Annotated in this window: 17 protein-coding genes; all 17 read left to right on the top strand. The window is 46.7% G+C overall.

Going from position 1 to position 20,025, the window contains the following annotated elements; genetic code table 11:
- The first annotated feature begins 5 nt into the window (after positions 1 to 5).
- The gene (locus AC6CIF_RS01235; protein WP_498197468.1) at positions 6 to 983 is read left to right on the top strand and encodes a DHH family phosphoesterase; all 978 of its coding nucleotides are present in this window, start codon (positions 6 to 8) and stop codon (positions 981 to 983) included.
- The gene (gene truB / locus AC6CIF_RS01230) at positions 977 to 1,900 is read left to right on the top strand and encodes a tRNA pseudouridine(55) synthase TruB (protein ID WP_498197466.1); all 924 of its coding nucleotides are present in this window, start codon (positions 977 to 979) and stop codon (positions 1,898 to 1,900) included. Before AC6CIF_RS01235 ends, truB begins: the two co-directional genes overlap by 7 nt.
- Positions 1,901 to 1,970: 70 nt before the next feature.
- On the top strand, positions 1,971 to 2,909 hold the full coding sequence (locus AC6CIF_RS01225; protein WP_498197464.1) for a bifunctional riboflavin kinase/FAD synthetase: 939 nt from the start codon (positions 1,971 to 1,973) through the stop codon (positions 2,907 to 2,909).
- A gap of 159 nt (positions 2,910 to 3,068) precedes the next feature.
- A complete protein-coding gene (gene rpsO / locus AC6CIF_RS01220; protein WP_036609297.1) occupies positions 3,069 to 3,338 on the top strand; it encodes a 30S ribosomal protein S15 in 270 nt (89 codons plus the stop codon).
- A gap of 259 nt (positions 3,339 to 3,597) precedes the next feature.
- Positions 3,598 to 5,700: a polyribonucleotide nucleotidyltransferase gene (gene pnp / locus AC6CIF_RS01215; protein WP_498197462.1), complete on the top strand. Its 2,103-nt coding sequence runs from the start codon at positions 3,598 to 3,600 to the stop codon at positions 5,698 to 5,700.
- Between the two features lie 175 nt (positions 5,701 to 5,875).
- Positions 5,876 to 6,871, top strand: a complete 996-nt coding sequence (locus AC6CIF_RS01210; protein WP_498197460.1) for a polysaccharide deacetylase family protein — start codon at positions 5,876 to 5,878, stop codon at positions 6,869 to 6,871.
- A 99-nt stretch (positions 6,872 to 6,970) separates the two neighbouring features.
- Complete coding sequence (locus AC6CIF_RS01205) at positions 6,971 to 8,254, top strand: M16 family metallopeptidase (RefSeq protein WP_062833834.1); 1,284 nt, start codon at positions 6,971 to 6,973, stop codon at positions 8,252 to 8,254.
- Positions 8,214 to 8,660, top strand: coding sequence for a dUTP diphosphatase (gene dut, locus AC6CIF_RS01200; RefSeq protein WP_017689132.1), 447 nt, complete (start codon positions 8,214 to 8,216; stop codon positions 8,658 to 8,660). The genes AC6CIF_RS01205 and dut overlap by 41 nt, the downstream gene beginning before the upstream one ends.
- A gap of 157 nt (positions 8,661 to 8,817) precedes the next feature.
- Positions 8,818 to 9,717, top strand: a complete 900-nt coding sequence (dpsA, locus tag AC6CIF_RS01195) for a dipicolinate synthase subunit DpsA (RefSeq protein WP_498197457.1) — start codon at positions 8,818 to 8,820, stop codon at positions 9,715 to 9,717.
- On the top strand, positions 9,714 to 10,310 hold the full coding sequence (locus AC6CIF_RS01190) for a dipicolinate synthase subunit B (protein ID WP_076208872.1): 597 nt from the start codon (positions 9,714 to 9,716) through the stop codon (positions 10,308 to 10,310). The genes dpsA and AC6CIF_RS01190 overlap by 4 nt, the downstream gene beginning before the upstream one ends.
- Before the next feature lie 303 nt (positions 10,311 to 10,613).
- Positions 10,614 to 11,834, top strand: coding sequence for an aspartate kinase (dapG, locus tag AC6CIF_RS01185; protein WP_036670402.1), 1,221 nt, complete (start codon positions 10,614 to 10,616; stop codon positions 11,832 to 11,834).
- Positions 11,835 to 11,881: 47 nt separating this feature from the next.
- Positions 11,882 to 12,760, top strand: a complete 879-nt coding sequence (gene dapA / locus AC6CIF_RS01180; RefSeq protein WP_221824148.1) for a 4-hydroxy-tetrahydrodipicolinate synthase — start codon at positions 11,882 to 11,884, stop codon at positions 12,758 to 12,760.
- A gap of 476 nt (positions 12,761 to 13,236) precedes the next feature.
- A complete protein-coding gene (locus tag AC6CIF_RS01175) occupies positions 13,237 to 14,916 on the top strand; it encodes a ribonuclease J (protein WP_076208870.1) in 1,680 nt (559 codons plus the stop codon).
- Between the two features lie 221 nt (positions 14,917 to 15,137).
- Positions 15,138 to 15,911, top strand: coding sequence for a ClpP family protease (locus AC6CIF_RS01170; RefSeq protein ID WP_315936301.1), 774 nt, complete (start codon positions 15,138 to 15,140; stop codon positions 15,909 to 15,911).
- Positions 15,908 to 16,138: a YlzJ-like family protein gene (locus AC6CIF_RS01165; RefSeq protein ID WP_498197454.1), complete on the top strand. Its 231-nt coding sequence runs from the start codon at positions 15,908 to 15,910 to the stop codon at positions 16,136 to 16,138. Before AC6CIF_RS01170 ends, AC6CIF_RS01165 begins: the two co-directional genes overlap by 4 nt.
- A 90-nt stretch (positions 16,139 to 16,228) precedes the next feature.
- Positions 16,229 to 18,967 carry an FtsK/SpoIIIE family DNA translocase gene (locus AC6CIF_RS01160; RefSeq protein ID WP_498197452.1) on the top strand — a complete coding sequence of 913 codons (2,739 nt, stop codon included), beginning with the start codon at positions 16,229 to 16,231 and terminating at the stop codon, positions 18,965 to 18,967.
- Between the two features lie 198 nt (positions 18,968 to 19,165).
- A complete protein-coding gene (gene sleB, locus AC6CIF_RS01155) occupies positions 19,166 to 19,993 on the top strand; it encodes a spore cortex-lytic enzyme (RefSeq protein WP_047842506.1) in 828 nt (275 codons plus the stop codon).
- Positions 19,994 to 20,025: the final 32 nt, after the last annotated feature.

Genomic DNA, 20,025 nt, shown 5'->3' with positions numbered 1-20,025 from the left:
CGGCAATGCACACTTATGAACAGGCGCTCCAAGCCGGAAAGCAATTTCTGCTGGAGCATGATGATTACCTGGTCGTGTCGCATGTACAGCCGGACGGTGACGCAGTCAGCTCGACGGTAACGGTGGGCTGGCTGCTGTCATGTCTGGGTAAGACATTCACGATGATTAATGAAGGCGAAATCCCCGGGCGCATGCAATTTTTGTGGGAAGCAGGCAACATTGTGAACATGACCGAACAACCACCGCAGCGAAAATATAAAGCTGTTATCTGTGTGGATTGTGCAGACTTTGCCAGAGTAGGTTTGACACGTCATTATTTCGAAGAAGATGCTGTTATTTTGAATATTGATCATCACCCTACAAATGACGCTTATGGTACAGTCAACATCATTAAGTCAGATGCTGCTGCAACGGCTGAAATTTTGTTCGATTTTCTTAACCTGTTCCAAGTAACATGGGATAAAGATGTTGCGACGGCAGTTTATACAGGATTGCTTACGGATACAGGCGGCTTCCGCTATGCCAATACCAGTCCAAATGTAATGACAACGGCCTCCAGACTGCTTGAATATGGTGTGGATGGACCCTATCTCGCCCAGACCTTGTTGGAGCAGGTGACTCTTCCGCAAGTTCGGATTTTGAATCAGGCACTATCAAGCCTGCAGATGACAGATGATGGAAAGATAGCCTGGGTTGTTATAACACCAGATGATATGGTGGCTTGTGGAGCAGCTAATGAAGATCTTGAAGGGGTAGTGAACTATCCGCGCAACATTCAGGGCGTGGAGGTTGGTATCTTTTTCAAAGTCATCAACGAGAATGCAGTCAAGGTTTCTTTGCGTTCAGCTGGTAAGATTGATGTTGCTGCACTAGCACAGACCTTTGGCGGAGGCGGGCATGTGCTCGCAGCCGGATGTCGTCTGGAAGGCAGACTTGATGATATTGTCGCAAAAGTACTGAAGCAGGTGAATTCACAATGGTAAAGCCATTTGAAGGTGTACTTCCGGTATATAAACCGGCGGGATTTACTTCTCATGATGTTGTAGCCAAAATGCGTCGCATTCTCAAAATGAAGCGCATTGGGCATACGGGCACACTTGACCCACAAGTTACAGGCGTTCTGCCGCTCTGTCTTGGACGGGCGACACGTGTGGTGGAGTACATGCAGGAGCTTCCGAAGGAGTATCTGGCTACGCTCAGATTGGGACTGTCTACTGACACAGAGGATATGACAGGGGAAGTCATCGAGCGGGCTGAGACGACTGTGGAAGTAACACAGGAACAGGTTCAACAGGTGCTTGAGCAGTTTCTGGGCACGATCTCACAGGTACCACCTATGTATTCTGCGGTAAAGGTAGACGGCAAACGTCTTTATGAGCTTGCTCGTGAAGGTAAGACGGTAGAGCGTAAGAGCCGTGAGGTCACAATCTATGAGCTCGAACTTACTAGGATTGAGACTCAGGGTGAGACTACCGATATATCCTTCCGGGCCTTATGTTCAAAAGGTACTTATATTCGGACATTGTGTGTAGACATTGGTCGGCAACTCGGATATCCATCAACCATGGTTCAACTGGAGCGTACGATATCGGCAGGTATCTCTGCAGATCGTTGTCTTCGTATTGAAGAAGTGGAACAACTCATGGCTGACGGGACTTTGGCGGAGGCGCTGATTCCTGTTGACGAGGCTATTGCTTCAATTCCGGCCCACAAGGTTGGAGAAGAACAGGCCAAAGGAGCACTTCAAGGTCAGAAACTGTCTGCGCGTCTTCTGGAACCGCCTGTAGAGCAACCTGGTTTATTACGGTTGTATGCTCAGGATGGTACGTTTCTGGGGATATTTGAACGGGATGAACTAAAACCAACGGTAAGGGCAGTTAAAGTCTTTTTGCCGGAATAAAGAGGTTTCGGGCTTGGAGTTGTGGTGATGCTCAAGCTTGGCCTATCTAGTGAAATGCAGGTGAATGATTGTGAAAACCGTAATGCTAACCTATCCGCAGACGTTACATTCGACAGAGCTGAGCACACTGCCCCAAGTGCTTGCGATTGGTCAATTCGACGGACTGCATCTCGGACATGCAAGTGTCATTTTATCAGCTGTCCGCATTGCGCGGGAAACGGGCATGCAGGCAGCGGTCATGACCTTTCATCCACATCCGAAGGAAGTTATGCGCAAAGGGGATTACGAGGGTTATTTAACTCCCTTGAGAGATAAAGAAGACATCTTGGCAGGAATGGGCGTTGATGTACTCTATGTGGTTGAGTTCAATGAAGATTTCTCACGGTTGACGCCGCAACAATTCGTACACGACCTGTTGATTCCTCTTCAGACACGAACAGCGGTGGTAGGTTTTGACTTCCGTTTTGGTCACAAGGGTGCCGGGGATGAACAACTTCTTCGTACTTTGGGAGAAGGAGAGATGACGGTGGAAACCGTTCCTCCTTTCTTGTTAAATGGTGAAAAAGTGAGCAGTTCTCTCATTCGTGGCCTGTTGAAGCGTGGGGATATGGATGAGGCCAGTCATTGGCTTGGCCGACCTTACAGCATCAGAGGAACCGTCATTCACGGGGAGAAACGTGGACGAACGATTGGATTTCCTACAGCCAACCTTGAACTCACGGATCATTACGTTACCCCGTCGAAGGGTGTTTACGCTGTTCGTGTGCAGTATGGCGAACAGGAACTGCATGGCGTAATGAATCTTGGTGTGAAACCTACGTTTCACGAAAGTGGGATGAAACCTACGTTTGAAGTGCACCTGCTTGATTTTGATGGACACTTGTATGACCAGGAACTAAAGGTTGAGCTCGTTCACTATATTCGTGCAGAACGAAAGTTTGACTCCATTGAGGCATTGATTAGCCAGATTCGTGAAGATGCATTAACTGCCGGCCGCCTGTTATCTTAAAGGTTCAGGATTAAATGCATGTTTACATTTACTTTAACTAGGCAATTATGATATACTGTACTACGTTGTCGAATGAGACAACATTAACCTTGGCTTGGTTGCTTGCTCTCACCGGCGGTGACGAGGCTAATGGCGATTATATTGAAGGAGGTGAACAGGATGGCATTGACTCAAGAACGTAAACAACAACTGATCGACGAGCACAAAACTCACGAGTCCGATACAGGATCTCCAGAGGTGCAAGTTGCTATCCTTACGGAAAACATCACAAGTTTGACAAACCACTTGCGTACGCATAAGAAAGACCACCACTCACGTCGTGGACTTTTGAAAATGGTAGGTCAACGTCGTAAGCTTTTGGCTTACGTGAAAAACAAAGATGTTAAACGTTACAGCGCACTGATCGAAAAACTCGGATTGCGTCGTTAATTATCGTACATGTTTTCAAAATCAACCTGGCTGTTATCCGTCATTCTTTTGTCTAAAAGGACAAGCGGAACTTACAGCCGGGTTGTTTTGTAGATGAACATGTTGCCATATATTTGTAGATGGGGCTCCGTGAGGAGCTTTTGTTGTGCAGGTTAGCATGTTGAAAGTTCCATACATAGCTAATGAATGCAGGACAAGCAGGAAATACTGTGAATATGCAGAATCCATTGAATTAGGAACGAATAAAAGGAGGGGTTTCATGGAACAGCGTGTTGAAATGCAGCTTGGTGGAAGAAAGCTTACGCTTGAGACCGGGCGTTTGGCCAAGCAGGCTAATGCTGCCGTTAAGGTAACATACGGGGATACCGTGGTATTGTGTACCGTGACAGCATCAAGTGAACCGAAAGATCTGGACTTTTTCCCATTAACGGTGAACTATGAAGAAAGATTGTACGCCGTAGGTAAAATCCCGGGAGGATTTATTAAACGTGAAGGCAGACCAAGTGAGAAAGCGATTCTTTCAAGCCGTCTGACAGACCGTCCAATTCGTCCATTGTTCCCGGAAGGCTTCCGGAATGATGTACAAGTTCTGAATATCGTTATGAGTGTGGATCAGGATTGCGAACCGCAAATCGCTGCAATGATTGGTACATCAGCAGCATTGAGCATTTCGGATGTTCCATTCAGCGGACCGATTGGTGGCGTGAAAGTTGGACGTATTGATGGCGAATTCATCATTAACCCAACGATTGCACAGCTTGAAGTCAGTGATATTGAACTGGTCGTTGCAGGAACCAAAGATGCCATCATGATGGTTGAGGCCGAAGCAAACGAAGTGCCGGAAGAAGTGATGCTCGAAGCAATCATGTTTGGACATGATGAGATCCAAAATATTATTGCTGTAATCGAACAACTTGTACAAGTTGCTGGAAAAGAAAAAATGGCTGTTAAGTTGCGTACCGTTAATGCTGAAGTTAACAACAGTGTGCGTGAATTCGCCAGCGCTCGTCTGGTCGAAGCGGTTAAAATCGCCGAGAAACATGCTCGTCAAGATGCAATCGATCTAGTGAATGACGAAACCGTTGCTCACTTTGAAGAGAAATATATTGAAAGTCCGGAATTGTTCAAAGACGTGAAGGAAGTTCTGCACGATATCGTCAAAGAAGAAGTGCGCCGTCTGATCACGCATGATAAAGTTCGTCCGGATGGACGTGGACTTGCTGAAATTCGCCCAATTGAATGTGATACATCTCTGCTTCCACGTGCACATGGTACAGGACTGTTTACGCGCGGTCAAACGCAAGCACTTAGCGTTTGTACACTTGGTGCACTGGGTGATGTTCAGATTTTGGACGGAATCAGTCTTGAAGAAACGAAACGATTCATGCATCACTATAACTTCCCACCATTCAGCGTAGGTGAAGCGCGTCCATTACGTGCTCCAGGCCGTCGCGAAATCGGACATGGTGCTCTGGGTGAGCGCGCTCTTTCCAAAGTGATCCCTTCCGAAACGGATTTCCCATACACGATTCGTTTGGTATCTGAAGTTCTGGAATCCAACGGCTCCTCATCTCAGGCAAGTATCTGTGCCAGCACTTTAGCTATGATGGATGCAGGTGTACCAATCAAAGCTCCAGTTGCGGGTGTAGCTATGGGTCTGATCAAAGATGGAGATCATGTATCCATTCTGAGTGATATTCAAGGTATGGAAGATCACCTTGGTGACATGGACTTTAAAGTAGCTGGAACACCTGAAGGTGTAACTGCAATTCAAATGGACATTAAAATTGCTGGTATTAATCGTCAAATTTTGTCTGATGCATTGGCGCAAGCCAAAGAAGGTCGTATGCACATTTTGGGCAAAATGAACGAAATTTTGAAAACTCCACGTGAGCAGTTATCACAATATGCGCCTAAAATTACAACGATGCATATCAATCCGGACAAAATCCGTGATGTTATCGGTGCAGGTGGTAAAATTATCAATAAAATCATCGAAGAAACCGGTGTTAAAATTGATATTGAACAGGATGGACGTGTCTTTATCGCTTCTTCCAACCAGGAGATGAATGATAAAGCCAAAGCGATCATCGAAGGTATTGTGCGCGAAGTATTGGTCGGCGAGATTTATGTCGGCAAAGTAAAACGCGTAGAGAAATTCGGTGCATTTGTTGAAGTACTTCCGAACAAAGAAGGTCTGGTACACATCTCGCAACTGTCAACTGAACGTGTTGCCAAAGTGGAAGATGTTGTAGCTATCGGTGATTCCATTACGGTAAAAGTAACGGAAATTGACCCACAAGGTCGAATCAACTTGTCCCGTAAAGCAGTTTTGACTGCTGAAGCCCCGGCTCAATCCTAGGATACCGAAGCGACAGGTTATAAATGGATAGATTGAATGAAGAGACAGAATGTGAATTTCTGGCTCTTTTTTTAACGTTTAAATACGTAAATCAAGGATGAAACCATGGCTCAGCATTCATATTTTTGCCCTTGTCCTCATATGATGGGGACAAAGACGGCGGGAGGATGGAGCTGTGGGAAACCAATCCAAAAAGCTGGCGGCTGTTCTGGCGGGTGTGACTGCGGTCATATTGATCGGACAAGTTGGCAGTGTACGTACATACATTACGGAGATCCGTGATGGGCCAGGTACGCAAAATGCTTTTGACATGTTTAAGGAAGCAACTGGGGAAGATGCGCTGTTGTCTGCGATTCGGGATAAAGCGGCTGAAACGAAAATTGCTCCGGTGAATGCCAGAGTAGATCGGGTATGGAAAGCAATTCCTGGTTATAATGGCATGGAGATTGATGTGGAAGCGACATACCGTAAGGCGCTGAGTGGAACGTTGAATACCAAAATAGCGTATGTCTACCGTCAGATTGAGCCGGAGATCCAGCTTAAGGATTTGGGTGCACATCCGATCTATCGGGGGAATGCAAACAAACCGATGGTTTCATTTATGATTAATGTGGCCTGGGGGAACGAATACATTAAACCGATGCTGGATACGCTCGATGCCGAGAAAGTGAAGGCTACTTTTTTTCTGGATGGAAGTTGGTTAAGCAAAAACGTTGAACTGGCGAAAGAAATTCAGAAGCGTGGGCATGAGATGTCCAATCATGCGTATTCTCACCCTAATATGAGTCGATTGAGCGCAGAACGGGCCAAGCTGGAAATTAGCAAAACCCAGGATCTGCTCCATAAAACACTGGGTGTAGAGAATCGTTGGTTTGCTCCGCCTTCCGGTGACTTTAATCAGAAGACCGTTGACATTGCTTCATCCATGGGACTGCAAACCGTGTTATGGACAGTAGATACTGTGGATTGGCGTAAGCCAAGCCCGGATGCCGTTGTTACTAAAATTGCAAAAAACACCGAGGCAGGCACGTTAATTCTAATGCACCCTACAGCTGCTTCTTCGGGAGCTTTAAAGGGCATGATTCAATCCATACGGGCCAAAGGTCTGGTGCTCGGAACAGTAAGTGAGACGTTATCTTCGGAACGTGTAAATACCTCTGCGGTTGAGTGAACGTTGTTTTTTTGTTAATATCAAAAAGTTGGAACCAAATGTCGATTTCAATTTCAAGGTTGAGATCAAGGCAATTATAGAGATGTAGGAGGGCCAACCATGAAAAAAATTCAGCTGGGCAATGGCCTCAGAGTTGTCATGGAACAGATACCGACCTGCCGTTCTGTGTCTTTCGGAATATGGGTCAAGACAGGTTCGCGCAATGAGCAACCTGCAAGTAACGGAGTATCACATTTTATTGAACACATGTTGTTCAAAGGAACAGATCGTTATGATGCAAAGGCGATTGCGGAGCAGTTCGATGCGATTGGCGGTAACGTGAATGCGTTCACTTCCAAAGAATACACGTGTTATTATGCTAAAGTGTTGGATGAACATTTGCCGATTGCGGTTGATGTATTGTCTGATATGTTTTTCCGCTCCAAAATGGATGATGGTGAATTGATCAAGGAGAAAAACGTCATTCTGGAAGAAATCTCGATGTATGAAGATACGCCGGATGATATGGTTCATGATCTGATGGCCTTGGCCGCCTATGGTGAGCATCCACTCGCATACCCAATCCTGGGTACGGAAGAACGTCTCAAAGCGATGGATTCCAGTCATCTGCGTGCATATATGAAGGAGCACTACACCATTGAGAACACGGTCATTAGTATCGCGGGTAATATTGATGACAGTGTAATCGATCTGATGGAGAAGCATTTTGGTGCTTTTGATGTAAATGGAGTAACGGAAGCAGTCACGATGCCAGCCTTCCAAAGCGGACAGCTCTTTCATAAAAAGAAAACGGAACAGAATCATATCTGTATTTCGTTCCCGGGCTGTAAAATCGGAGATCCGCTGCAATTCGCTATGGTTGTTCTGAATAACGCCATTGGTGGAGGCATGAGCTCCAGACTGTTCCAGGAAATTCGTGAGAAACGGGGTCTTGCATACTCCGTGTATTCCTATCATAGCTCTCATGCGGACAGCGGACTTTTCACGATATATGCGGGTACAGCACCAAAACAGACCAAAGAAGTGCTCGATCTGACCAAAGAGGTTCTGCGAGACTTGGCTGTTAACGGCTTGTCCGAAGATGAACTTCGTAAAGGAAAAGAACAGCTGAAGGGCAGCTTGATTCTGAGCTTGGAAAGCACAGGCAGTCGCATGAATCGTCTGGGTAAAAACGAACTCATGCTGGGAAGACACCATACGCTGGATGAGATGATCACCAAAATTGAGCAAGTTACCATGGACGATATTAACGCGGTACTTGATCTGATGTTTGCTGAGCCTTTTGCACTTGCTATGGTTGGCGCTTCAGATAAAACGATCGCTGGATTGAGAAGGGATGATTTTGTTGCATTACGTTCAAATACAGAAACTGCCGGGCAATGAAGATATTAAACTGCCTCAAAAAATGTCGGAGCTGGCATCCGGCTTTGATGTAGTAGCTGCACTTCAGGAAGATGTTGTATTGCAGCCGGGTCAGCGTACGCTGATTCCTACCGGACTTGCAATGGCAATGCCAGCTGGATTGGAAGCACAGATCCGTCCTCGGAGCGGACTGGCTTTCAAACATGGAATTACCTGCCTCAACACACCGGGGACCATTGATGCGGATTATCGCGGAGAAGTTAAAGTGCTGTTGATTAATCTGGGTCAGGAACCGTTCACGATTGTACGGGGAGAGCGCATCGCACAGATCGTCTTCCAGACCGTGCCTGCAGTTGAATTGACGGAAGTGAATGAACTTTCGGAAACGGTACGTGGCGAAGGCGGATTTGGTCATACCGGGAAATAAGCAGCGTAAATATACCTATTCTTTAGAGTCGTCCCTGAAAGGGGCGGCTCTTTTTTACATTTGAGAAACGGACGGTGGAATGCAATTATTGTTTTCACCCCCCTGTGGGCCCCTGCATACGATAAGGCATACATGTGGTGAAAGGAGTGACGTCCCGATGCTGACCGGAGTCCGGATTGTAGTCCTGGGCGGAGATGCGCGGCAGCTTGAAGTCATTCAAAAGTGCGCTGAGCTGGATGCAACGGTAAGTGTGGTGGGTTTCGATAAAATAGAGCGTTCCATTCCAGGGATCGAGCACCAGGAACTGGAGGATGAAGTGTTTGCTTCTGCAGATGTACTGGTACTGCCTGTCGTCGGTTGCGATGACCAGGGAAAAGTAAGTACTTCATTCAGTGACACACCGATCTATTTGAAAAAGGACCATATTGCAGCATTACCGGAGCATTGTATTGTGTTCACAGGGATGGCAAAGCCGTTCCTGCGCGAACTTTGTCTTGAAAATGGGCTGCGACTTGTTGAAGTACTTGATCGTGATGATATTGCACTTTACAACTCTATTCCAACAGCTGAGGGAGCCATCGCCATAGCTATTCGGGAGACGGACTTCACAATCCATGGTTCGGAATGCATTGTGCTGGGCATTGGTCGAACAGGATTCACAATGGCCAAAACATTGCAGGGACTTGGAGCAAATGTACGGGTGGGAATCAGGCGGGAAGAGGATGCTGCCCGCGCTACAATAATGGGCTGGAAGCCTTTCATGACAACGGATTTGGCCGCTCAAACCGGGGAAGTTGACTTGCTTTTTAATACGATACCGACTATGATAATCACAGCACAAATCCTGTCCAGAATGCCGCAAAAGGCTGTCATTATCGACCTCGCATCCGCTCCTGGCGGCTGTGATTTCAGGTATGCTGACAAACGCGGTATCAAAGCGCTACTTGCGCCTGGCCTCCCCGGCATTGTTGCTCCCAAAACGGCTGGCGGCATTATTGCCGACGCGTTGATCCGTTTGCTTTTGGAAGAACAGAACGCACGGGAGGTTAAATCATGAACTGGCAGGGAAAAACGGTAGGTTATGCAATTACGGGTTCTCATTGTACGTTTGAAGAGGTTATGCCGGTAATTAGCCGCTTCGTAGCTGAAGGTGCCAACGTCATTCCGATTATTTCGAATTCGGTTCTGACGACGGATACACGCTTTGGTACGGCGCAAAATTGGCAAAAACAGTTGAAAGATATAACAGGTAATGATATCATTTCTACAATTGTTGAAGCGGAGCCACTAGGGCCTTCCAAGCTGCTTGATGTGCTGGTGATTGCTCCATGCACAGGGAATACAACAAGCAAGCTGGCTAATGCGATGACCGACAGTCCAGTGCTAATGGCCGCCAAAGCGCAGATGCGCAATCAGCGTCCGCTAGTGCTCGCGATTTCCACGAATGACGGTCTGGGCTTGAATGCTGCGAATATCGCCAAATTGCTCGTGGCCAAATACTTGTATTTTGTGCCATTTGGGCAGGACGATCCAATGAAAAAACCAAACTCGTTAGTCGCCAAAATGGAATTGATTCCAGAGGCTTGCTGGAGTGCTCTTGAGGGCAAACAGTTGCAGCCGATGATTGTGGAGCGTTCTTCACAGGCTTGATGGAACAATGATTTGGTGACAACGTTTATGCGCTTGGAGAAATGAAGGGGTTCGAGAGACAAAGAAAATCATGGGGGACGATATGCTGGATTGAACAGCTACTATGTCCACGTTCCTGTATATAAGGCATTCCTGCTTGCGGGCAGTACAGGTTAAGCAAGCGGGAGGGGTCTATTGTGAATGTATGCGTCATGACCTCGTATAAAATGCTGAAATTATCGCATCAGAACGCTCCCTAGAGTGATCCATTTGTTGATTTGACCCGTGTCCAGTCTTCTTGCGTACACAAATGGAGGAATAAAGATGCGTATCATGGTACAGAAATTCGGAGGCACGTCTCTCTCCACTGTTCAGGCGAGAGAGCATGTGCTCCGTCATGTTAAACGTGAACTTGAAGCAGGATTGAGTCTGGTCATCGTTGTGTCTGCAATGGGCCGCCGCGGCGAGCCATATGCGACCGATACGTTGCTGGACTGGGCTGCACAGAACGGAAACGCACTATCCGCACGCGAAAAGGATTTACTGCTGTGCTGTGGTGAAATCATATCGGCGACAACGTTGAGCAGTTTACTCGAACATGAAGGCATTCCAACTACAGTGCTGACCGGTGCACAAGCAGGTTTTGTGACGGACGACAATTTCGGGAATGCCCGGATATTGGATGTCCGTCCTGTTCGTGTGTTGGAGCAGCTTCAGCTCGGCCGTGTCGTTGTTGTAACCGGATTCCAGGGGCAGACAGAGAACGGAGACTTCACGACACTGGGTCGTGGGGGAAGCGATACGTCTGCTACAGCTCTCGGTGCAGCATTACGTGCTGAAATGGTGGATATCTACACAGATGTGAACGGGATACTCACCGCTGATCCGCGAATTGTTGAGGATGCACGTCCACTGACTGTTGTGAGTTATGCAGAGATCTGTAACATGGCCCACCACGGGGCCAAGGTAATCCATCCACGTGCGGTTGAGATTGCGATGCAATCCCAGATTCCAGTGCGGGTAAGATCTACTTTTGCAGACACGGAAGGAACGCTGGTTACGCATCCGGAAGGATTCCAGGATGTGCAGACAGGCATTGTTGACCGTTATGTAACAGGCATCGCCTACGTGAGCAATGTAACGCAAATTACGGTGGATGTGCCTGGTGGTGGTGCAGATCGATTGCAACTAAAAGTGTTCAAAACCATGGCTGAGAATTCAATCAGCGTTGATTTTATTAATGTTACCCCCTCGGGAGTTGTCTATACGGTTTTTGACAGTGATTCCGAGAAAGCCATACAGGTATTGCAGGAGATAGGTCTCAAGCCACAAAGCCTGTCCGGTTGTGCCAAAGTGTCCGTCATTGGCGGAGGCATTAATGGTGTACCTGGAATTATGGCTCGAATCGTGGAGTCCTTGACACTGGCAGACATTCAGATCCTGCAATCGGCAGATTCGAATACAACGATCTGGGTACTCGTAAAAAAAGAAGATATGGTTCAGGCCCTGAGGGCACTTCACGCCTCATTCGAACTTCATTTGTAAATAACTGAAGTTAGAGGAGCCAAACCTGTTTTGAAGGAGGAATCGAATTGGACTTTGGAAGATTGATTACAGCAATGGTCACTCCGTTCAATGAACAAGGAGAGATTCATTGGGAAGAAACGGCACGTCTAATCGACTATTTGATTGCAGATCAAAAGTCGGAGACGCTTGTGGTTTCTGGAACAACAGGGGAGTCTCCAACACTTAGTGATACTGAGAAAGTTCAATTATTCGAATTTGCAGTGAAACATGCGGCCGGTCGGTGCAAAATTATAGCCGGAACGGGAAGCAATAACACGGCACATTCCATCCATTTGACACAGGAAGCTGAACGTGCCGGAGTGGATGGCATATTGTTGGTTGTTCCGTATTACAACAAACCTAGCCAAGAAGGTTTGTTCAAACATTTTGAAGCGATTGCAGGCTCCACCAAGCTGCCAATTATGCTCTACAACGTGCCTGGGCGTACTGTAACCAGCCTGTCAGCAGCGACAACACTTCGTCTTGCACAGATACCTAATATCGTCGCTACGAAGGAATGTGCGTCTATGGAGCAGGTTACGCTGATTGCAGCAAGTGCTCCAGAGAATTTCAGAGTCTATTCCGGTGATGATGCTTCAGGCTTACCAGCGATTGCGGTTGGAGCACATGGAATTGTCAGTGTGGCCAGTCATGTCGTAGGGGCAGAAATGAAGAAAATGATTGACGCCTTCTATGGCGGAGCACCTCTTGAGGCTGCTCAGATTCATCAGCAGTTGTTCCCAGTGTTCAAAGGCCTGTTTGAGTGTCCACAGCCTCTACCAAACCCCGTAGCGGTGAAATATGCGCTGACATTGCGTGGTCTAGACGTTGGTTCTGTACGATTGCCCCTTATTCCGCCAACGGAAGAGGAGCAGGTTTATATCAAAGGTTTGCTTAATTTGTAATCATTTTGGTTGTATATGGACTATTTTATTAATCATGGGAATATCCTTCAGATCAGCAAAAGAACCGCTCCTCTTCGTCGAGGCTGCGGTTCTTTTTTTTACGAGTAATGTGAGGTTTCTTTTCGAATGCTAAAGGGAAACCTACAGGTTAACGAGAGAGTGACTTGTTTTTTTTGTTTTTAATCATGTATAATGATGTCAAGTGACTGGGTGCGGTATTTTTTTGAAATTGAAAGCGACATCGTTTCGTGGTGTAGCTTTGCGGTGAAAAAGGAAGGAACGGCTAAGAGGGAATTTCAAATCCAACTTGTTGGTCAAAGGGAATAACTTCGAAGAACTTCTTCCAAATATCGTGAATAAAGGTGTTCTTTTGCATTCATCCCGATAGGTGGGTATGTGATGTATGGACTACTTTTCTTAACTTACAATAAATAATAAGGTACGACGTCCAACTACCATAGGAGGTTTAGATTCATTTGTCTAAGAAAAATAATAACGATAAACTGATGATTTTTGCTTTGGGCGGCGTAGGCGAGATTGGTAAAAACATGTACGTCATCCAATACGCCAACGACATTGTAGTCGTAGATGCTGGTCTTAAATTCCCGGAAGAAGATATGCTTGGTATTGATATTGTCATCCCTGACATTTCTTACCTGACTGAGAACCGTGACAAAGTAAGAGGAATTATCCTTACTCACGGACATGAGGATCACATTGGTGGTCTGCCATATGTTCTCAAACATCTGAATGTTCCTGTATACGGAACAAGACTTACGCTTGGACTTGTAGAAAACAAGTTGAAAGAAGCGAATTTGCTGGGTGAAACCAAACGTATTCTGATTGATGCTGATTCCGAGATCCAACTTGGATCTGTTCTGAAAGCATCGTTCTTCGCTACTAACCATAGTATTCCGGATTCTGTTGGTGTATGTGTCGAAACACCGGAAGGTGCAGTTGTTCACACAGGTGACTTCAAATTCGACCATACTCCAGTCAATGGTCAATATGCAGATCTTCAGCGTATGGCACAGATCGGAACAAATGGCGTGTTAGCGCTGTTGTCCGACAGTACAAACGCTGAGAAACCTGGATTCACACCATCGGAGAAAAATGTGGGTATCGTTCTCGAAGATATCTTCCGTAAAGCGAGTCAACGTGTTGTTGTAGCGACATTTGCTTCCAACGTACACCGTATCCAACAGGTGATCAATGCAGCAGAAGTGACTGGACGTAAAGTTGCAGTTATCGGACGCAGCATGGTGAATGTGGTTGGTATTGCTTCAGAACTGGGTTATCTTGAGATTCCGGATGGCATGATCATTGAACCTGAAGAAGTAGGCAAGATGGCAGCTGATCGTGTCGTAATTCTCTGCACAGGAAGTCAAGGAGAGCCAATGTCAGCACTGACACGTATGGCTCGTTCCACACACCGTAAAGTGGACATCCTGCCAGGTGATACCGTTATTATCGCAGCAACACCAGTTCCAGGTAATGAAAAATATGTAGGCCGTACAATTGATGAACTGTTCCGTCTGGGTGCTAACGTGCATTACAGCGGTGCTAACAGTGGCGTCCACGTATCTGGTCATGGTAGCCAGGAAGAGCTGAAACTGATGCTCAACCTGATGAAACCGAAATTCTTCTTGCCAATTCACGGTGAATTCCGTATGCAGCGTCGCCACGCGGTTCTTGCTGAATCTGTAGGGGTAGAACCTGAGAACATTTTCATCACGGATATCGGTGAAGTGATTGAAATTCAAGGTGGAGCAGCACGTAGAGCAGGTAAAGTTACTGCAGGTAATGTGTTGATCGACGGCTTGGGTGTAGGCGATGTGGGTAACATTGTACTTCGTGACCGCAAATTGTTGTCACAAGATGGTATCCTTGTTGTTGTGGTAACACTGAGCAAACAGGATGGAAAAATTGTTTCCGGTCCTGACATCATCTCTCGCGGATTTGTGTATGTACGTGAATCGGAAGGACTACTGGATGAGGCCAACCGGATCGTTAGCAGCACATTGCAGAAGTTGATGAGTGAGAACGTTAACGAGTGGGCTTCACTCAAAACGAATGTTAAAGATGCATTGGGACGCTTCCTGTATGAGCAAACTCGTCGTAGACCGATGATTTTGCCAATCATTATGGAAGTTTAAAATAGGCTAAACAAAAACATATATTCAGGCACACAGTCGCCCCTTCTCTACGAGTAATATTGGACGGTTCCTCGTAGAGAAGGGGCTTTTTTTGCGTTTTCAGGAAGATCTGCAATAGGGTCAATGTGTGAAGCAATTTGATGTAGCGGGTATAAGGCGGTTGGAAAAATCCCCATACTAAGGAAATACATTAAATGTTTCTGGAGAAGGGGATTATTGAAATGAATGAACGTATGAATGGCAAGCAGGCATCAAGATCCAATCAACCGGAAGTTGAAGCACCGGAAATTCCGATACAGGAGGAAAAGGCCATCTCTCCCGTGACAGAGACTATTCAGCAATTTGGGCAGACACAGTCGCCTGCAGGGGAATCGAATATTTTCTGTATGACCATTATTGGACAGGTCGAAGGGCATTTGATTTTGCCGCCACAAAATAAAACAACAAAGTATGAGCATATCATTCCACAGCTGGTGGCCGCGGAACAGAATCAGCGCATTGAAGGTATACTGATCATTTTGAACACGGTAGGTGGAGATGTAGAGGCGGGTCTGGCCATTGCAGAGATGATTGCTTCTCTAAGCAAACCTACGGTGACTGTGGTCATTGGAGGCGGGCATAGCATTGGAGTACCGATTGCTGTAGCTTCAACATATTCCCTGATTGCCGGAAGTGCAACGATGACGATCCATCCGATTCGGATGAACGGTCTTGTCATTGGTGTACCTCAGACGTTTGAGTATATGGAGAAAATGCAGGAAAGGGTTGTTCGGTTCGTGACTTCGCATTCGAATATCTCTGAAGAGATGTTCAAAGAACTGATGTTTAAGACCGGTGAGTTAAATCGGGATATTGGTACAGCTGTAGGAAGCGCAGATGCAGTGAAATATGGATTGATGGATGCGGTAGGCGGAATTGGACAAGCCATTGCTCAGTTAAATCAGCTCATAGGAGACAAGAGACAGACTCTGCAAGCAGGAGGTTATACCCAATGACATTATATACCGTGATGCCCCCGGAACAACTCTGGTCGGGAATGTGGAAAGAGGGCGAAGATACAAAGGAGATCAAGATGAATGGTTTATTGATGCAGGTGAGACCTGTTAATGACAATGAAGCCGTTATTGTACGTTTGCTGGATTGTCCACTTGAAGCCTATCTGAATCCTGATAATATGCCCGGTTCGACCATCCCGCTTTCGGGTAACTTGGGACCAGCATAACGCGACGAATTCAGACAAATTGAGCAGAAAAAGAACATATGTACGGATTATATTTGTATGGTATAATATTCTTCTGGGGGTGACCTGATTTTGGCCAGAAGAAAAAAGAGGAAAAAAAAGGGCGCTGGTTTTAGCGGCGTTTTAAAATATGAAATTTACGGAATTGTGCTTATTACCCTTGCTGTCATAGCATTATCGGGTGAAGCCACCGTTGGACGTTCGCTTTCCAAGATGTTCGGACTGATGCTTGGTAAGTTTTATTTTGCGATTCCACTTGTTGGTATTTATTATGGTCTCATGGTGATGATTCACCGGAAATGGCCGAGTGGCTGGACCACACGCAAAACAGGACTGGTATTGCTGGTCTTTGCCTTAACCTTGATGAGTACTGTCTCTGCAATGCACCAGAAGCTCATTCCGGTTGGTGCGCTTGAGCCTGGTGCTGTGATTACGCAGGTACATAATGATATGCAAACCGAGTTGCTAACACCTGCTGCGCCAGGGGAGAGGGACTCCATGCTTAACAAGGACATCAGCGGTGGTTATCTCGGAGCTGGGCAATTTGCTCTTTTCCTGTGGTTGTTCGGCAGCCTTGGGGCGAGACTCATCATGATTGTCATGTTTATCATCAGTTTTATGCTGATTACAAGTCTATCTTATGTGGATCTGATTCGAATATTCCGAACCAAGATCTGGGATGCCGGGAGTTCGATGTACAAAAAGCTGGAGTCGAGGCCCTCTGCACGTTCTGCTTCAGCATCTGATGGAAGGAAAAAAGGTAACGCTCGTAAAGTGGTGCCTGTGCCAGTTGAAGATGACGAAGACGAGTATGAGGATGAATTAGAGGAACAGCATCTGCCAAAACGAAAAGCGCCAATATTCTTTCAACTCTTCGGAAAATGGGGAGCTAAACGGGAACAGGCGACATCAGGACGTGAAATGGATGAGGTCGAATCGGCAGAAACAGAACAGATTGTATACCGCGCCGAACAAGATCACAATCTAGAGGCGTGGCAGGATGCAACTGAAGACGTAGTGAACAAATCAGCTTCATCACGTGTTCCTGTTCAGGCTAAACCTAACTCAGCACCGATCATTCGAGACTTTTTCGAGCACGTCAGAGCAGAAGAGGCAAGCATTGAAGATGATCTGGACGATGCTTATCCTTTCCCGGATGATCTTGCCGATCCAAACGTAGTACAACAGGGCGAGCATGCCATTAAAATAACGGATGAACTGGTAGAGACAGAGTGGTCTGCATCCGATGCGGGTACAAACGGGATGAATGCTGTGGATGAGATTCAGAGTGGAGAAGAAGTTCCTCATGATGCAATGCAGGGAACAGATACTCCAACCCCTGAAGGGCAGGACACACAACCTGTGAAATCACCACCGCCACCTCCTAAGCCGTACAAGCTGCCTTCATTCCGTCTCCTTGCCAAGCCAAACAATGGGGGCAAGGCGGGTGACCAGAAGGATTATATGCAGACAGCACGCAAGCTGGAAGCTACACTGGAGAGCTTCGGTGTTCGCGCCAAAGTGCTTGAAGTGGTCCGGGGCCCTGCCGTTACAAGGTATGAAATTCAGCCTGATATTGGTGTTAAGGTCAGCAGGATTGTCAGCCTAACTGATGATATCGCGTTGGCTCTGGCGGCAAAGGATATACGGATGGAAGCACCGATTCCCGGAAAGTCTGCTATTGGTATCGAAGTACCTAATGGCGAGGTATCGGTTGTAACGATGCGTGAGGTAATGGAGACGGCTACGTTCCAAGATGCAGAATCCAAAGTGACCATTGCATTTGGCCGAGATATCTCGGGACAGACAATCATTGGTAACTTGGCTCGTATGCCCCATTTGCTGGTTGCGGGTGCTACTGGTTCCGGTAAGTCGGTGTGTATTAACGGAATTATTACCAGCATATTGTACAAAGCCAAGCCGGATGAAGTGAAGTTCCTGATGGTCGATCCCAAGATGGTTGAGTTGAACGTATATAACGGAATTCCACATCTGATGGCCCCAGTAGTAACTGATCCTAAACGAGCGTCACTTGCTCTCAAAAAGATTGTGGTTGAGATGGAGAAACGATATGAACTGTTCTCCAAATCAGGCACGCGTAACGTCGAGGGTTACAATAATCTGATGAAGGATAATCCTGCGGCTGTTCTGCCTTATATCGTTGTCATTGTGGATGAGCTTGCAGATCTGATGATGGTTGCAGCCGGTGATGTGGAGGATGCCATTGCACGACTCGCTCAGATGGCTCGTGCAGCCGGAATCCATCTGATTATTGCCACACAACGTCCTTCTGTTGACGTTATTACCGGGGTAATCAAGGCTAACATTCCATCGCGGATTGCCTTCGGCGTATCCTCCCAAGTCGATTCCCGAACGATTCTGGACATGGGTGGGGCTGAGAAACTGTTAGGCCGTGGAGACATGCTGTTCATGCCTATGGGCGCATCAAAACCGGTTCGTGTACAAGGTGCCTTTATGAGCGATGAAGAAGTCGAGAATATTGTAAACTACGTACGTGGTCAAGGTGAAGCCCAGTATGATGAATCCATTGTACCTGAAGTGGATGATTCCATTCAGGCAGCAGATGAAGTACAGGATGAGTTATATGAGCAAGCTGTACAGATTATTTTGGAGGCAAAACAAGCTTCAGTTTCCTTGTTGCAACGTCGTATGCGGGTTGGTTACACACGTGCAGCGCGTTTAATTGACTCCATGGAAGCCCGGGGTGTAATCGGTCCTTACGAGGGCAGCAAACCAAGGGAAGTACTGGTTTCACTTGAACAGTATCAGCAGAATAAAATAAGCTCGTAGTGTAACATGTAACATGGATACAACGAATCGTTTAAGCCCTCAACCGTATTGGTTGAGGGCTTTTTGCTTGCTCAGCAGACTGAAGTTTTGCCATCTACTCCAAAGATCGGATGATTTGGTGCATAGGAAACAAGCAGGCTTGTCATAATAACCTTAGCGATTCTGTTAATCCCACAAGAGAAAGGTAGAGCACAGTCGATGCGAAAAATGAACCTATGGCTTTTCACTGCTATTTTGCTGATATCCGCATTGGGAATTCGTTATTTGCTTCCTGGGAATACAGCAACGGAAAGTTCAGCCGAGCGTACACCGCAGGTAGAAGAAAAGGCCTTGCCTACGTTTAGCAGCAATACAGTGAAATATGGAAGTTACGGTCAGGATGTATATGAGCTTCAGGGGCGTCTGAAGTACCTGGGATTTTACAATGGTAAAATCGACAGTAATTTTGGCAGCAGCACGCTGAAATCCGTCAAATGGTTTCAATCCGAGTTTGGCATGAAGGCAGATGGTGTGGTTGGAGCTGAGACCAAGCTCAAGCTGTACAATGCGTCAACCAAATGGTCGCCAACAGAGCCGCCGCTACACAAGGAATCCTCAGGTGGGGGTGGAGGTAGCAACAATACGGCAGATAAAGAGCAAGACAATATGGGATCTGCCAATGCCCTTGGTCTCTCAGAGAATGAACTCAAGATTATGGCTAACGCTGTATATGGTGAAGCCCGGGGTGAACCGTTTGAAGGTCAAGTCGCAGTCGCAGCAGTAATTTTGAATCGCGTAAATTCACCAAGCTTTCCAAGTACGCCTTCTGGTGTAATTTTTCAACCAGGTGCATTTACGGCTGTAGCGGACGGACAGATCTATCTGGAACCAAACGCACAAGCCAAAAAGGCAGTTGAGCAGGCCCTGAATGGATGGGATCCGTCCGGTGGATGTCTCTATTATTTTAACCCGAAGACAGCAACATCCAAATGGATCTGGACCCGCCCACAAGTGAAAACAATCGGACAGCATATCTTTTGTATGTGATGATGTTGGAAGCAACCAGAAGGCGTGACTTC

This window comes from Paenibacillus sp. GQ49 (genome assembly GCF_059759055.1).
This window is presented reverse-complemented; position numbering and strand designations above follow the sequence as displayed.

Excerpts from the sequence above, each read along its gene's own strand:
- AC6CIF_RS01235 (WP_498197468.1), top strand. The coding sequence starts at position 6 with ATGCACACTTATGAACAGGCGCTCCAAGCCGGAAAGCAATTTCTGCTG.
- truB (WP_498197466.1), top strand. The coding sequence starts at position 977 with ATGGTAAAGCCATTTGAAGGTGTACTTCCGGTATATAAACCGGCGGGA.
- rpsO (WP_036609297.1), top strand. The coding sequence starts at position 3,069 with ATGGCATTGACTCAAGAACGTAAACAACAACTGATCGACGAGCACAAA.
- pnp (WP_498197462.1), top strand. The coding sequence starts at position 3,598 with ATGGAACAGCGTGTTGAAATGCAGCTTGGTGGAAGAAAGCTTACGCTT.
- AC6CIF_RS01205 (WP_062833834.1), top strand. The coding sequence starts at position 6,971 with ATGAAAAAAATTCAGCTGGGCAATGGCCTCAGAGTTGTCATGGAACAG.
- dpsA (WP_498197457.1), top strand. The coding sequence starts at position 8,818 with ATGCTGACCGGAGTCCGGATTGTAGTCCTGGGCGGAGATGCGCGGCAG.
- AC6CIF_RS01190 (WP_076208872.1), top strand. The coding sequence starts at position 9,714 with ATGAACTGGCAGGGAAAAACGGTAGGTTATGCAATTACGGGTTCTCAT.
- dapG (WP_036670402.1), top strand. The coding sequence starts at position 10,614 with ATGCGTATCATGGTACAGAAATTCGGAGGCACGTCTCTCTCCACTGTT.
- AC6CIF_RS01170 (WP_315936301.1), top strand. The coding sequence starts at position 15,138 with ATGAATGAACGTATGAATGGCAAGCAGGCATCAAGATCCAATCAACCG.
- AC6CIF_RS01165 (WP_498197454.1), top strand. The coding sequence starts at position 15,908 with ATGACATTATATACCGTGATGCCCCCGGAACAACTCTGGTCGGGAATG.
- sleB (WP_047842506.1), top strand. The coding sequence starts at position 19,166 with ATGCGAAAAATGAACCTATGGCTTTTCACTGCTATTTTGCTGATATCC.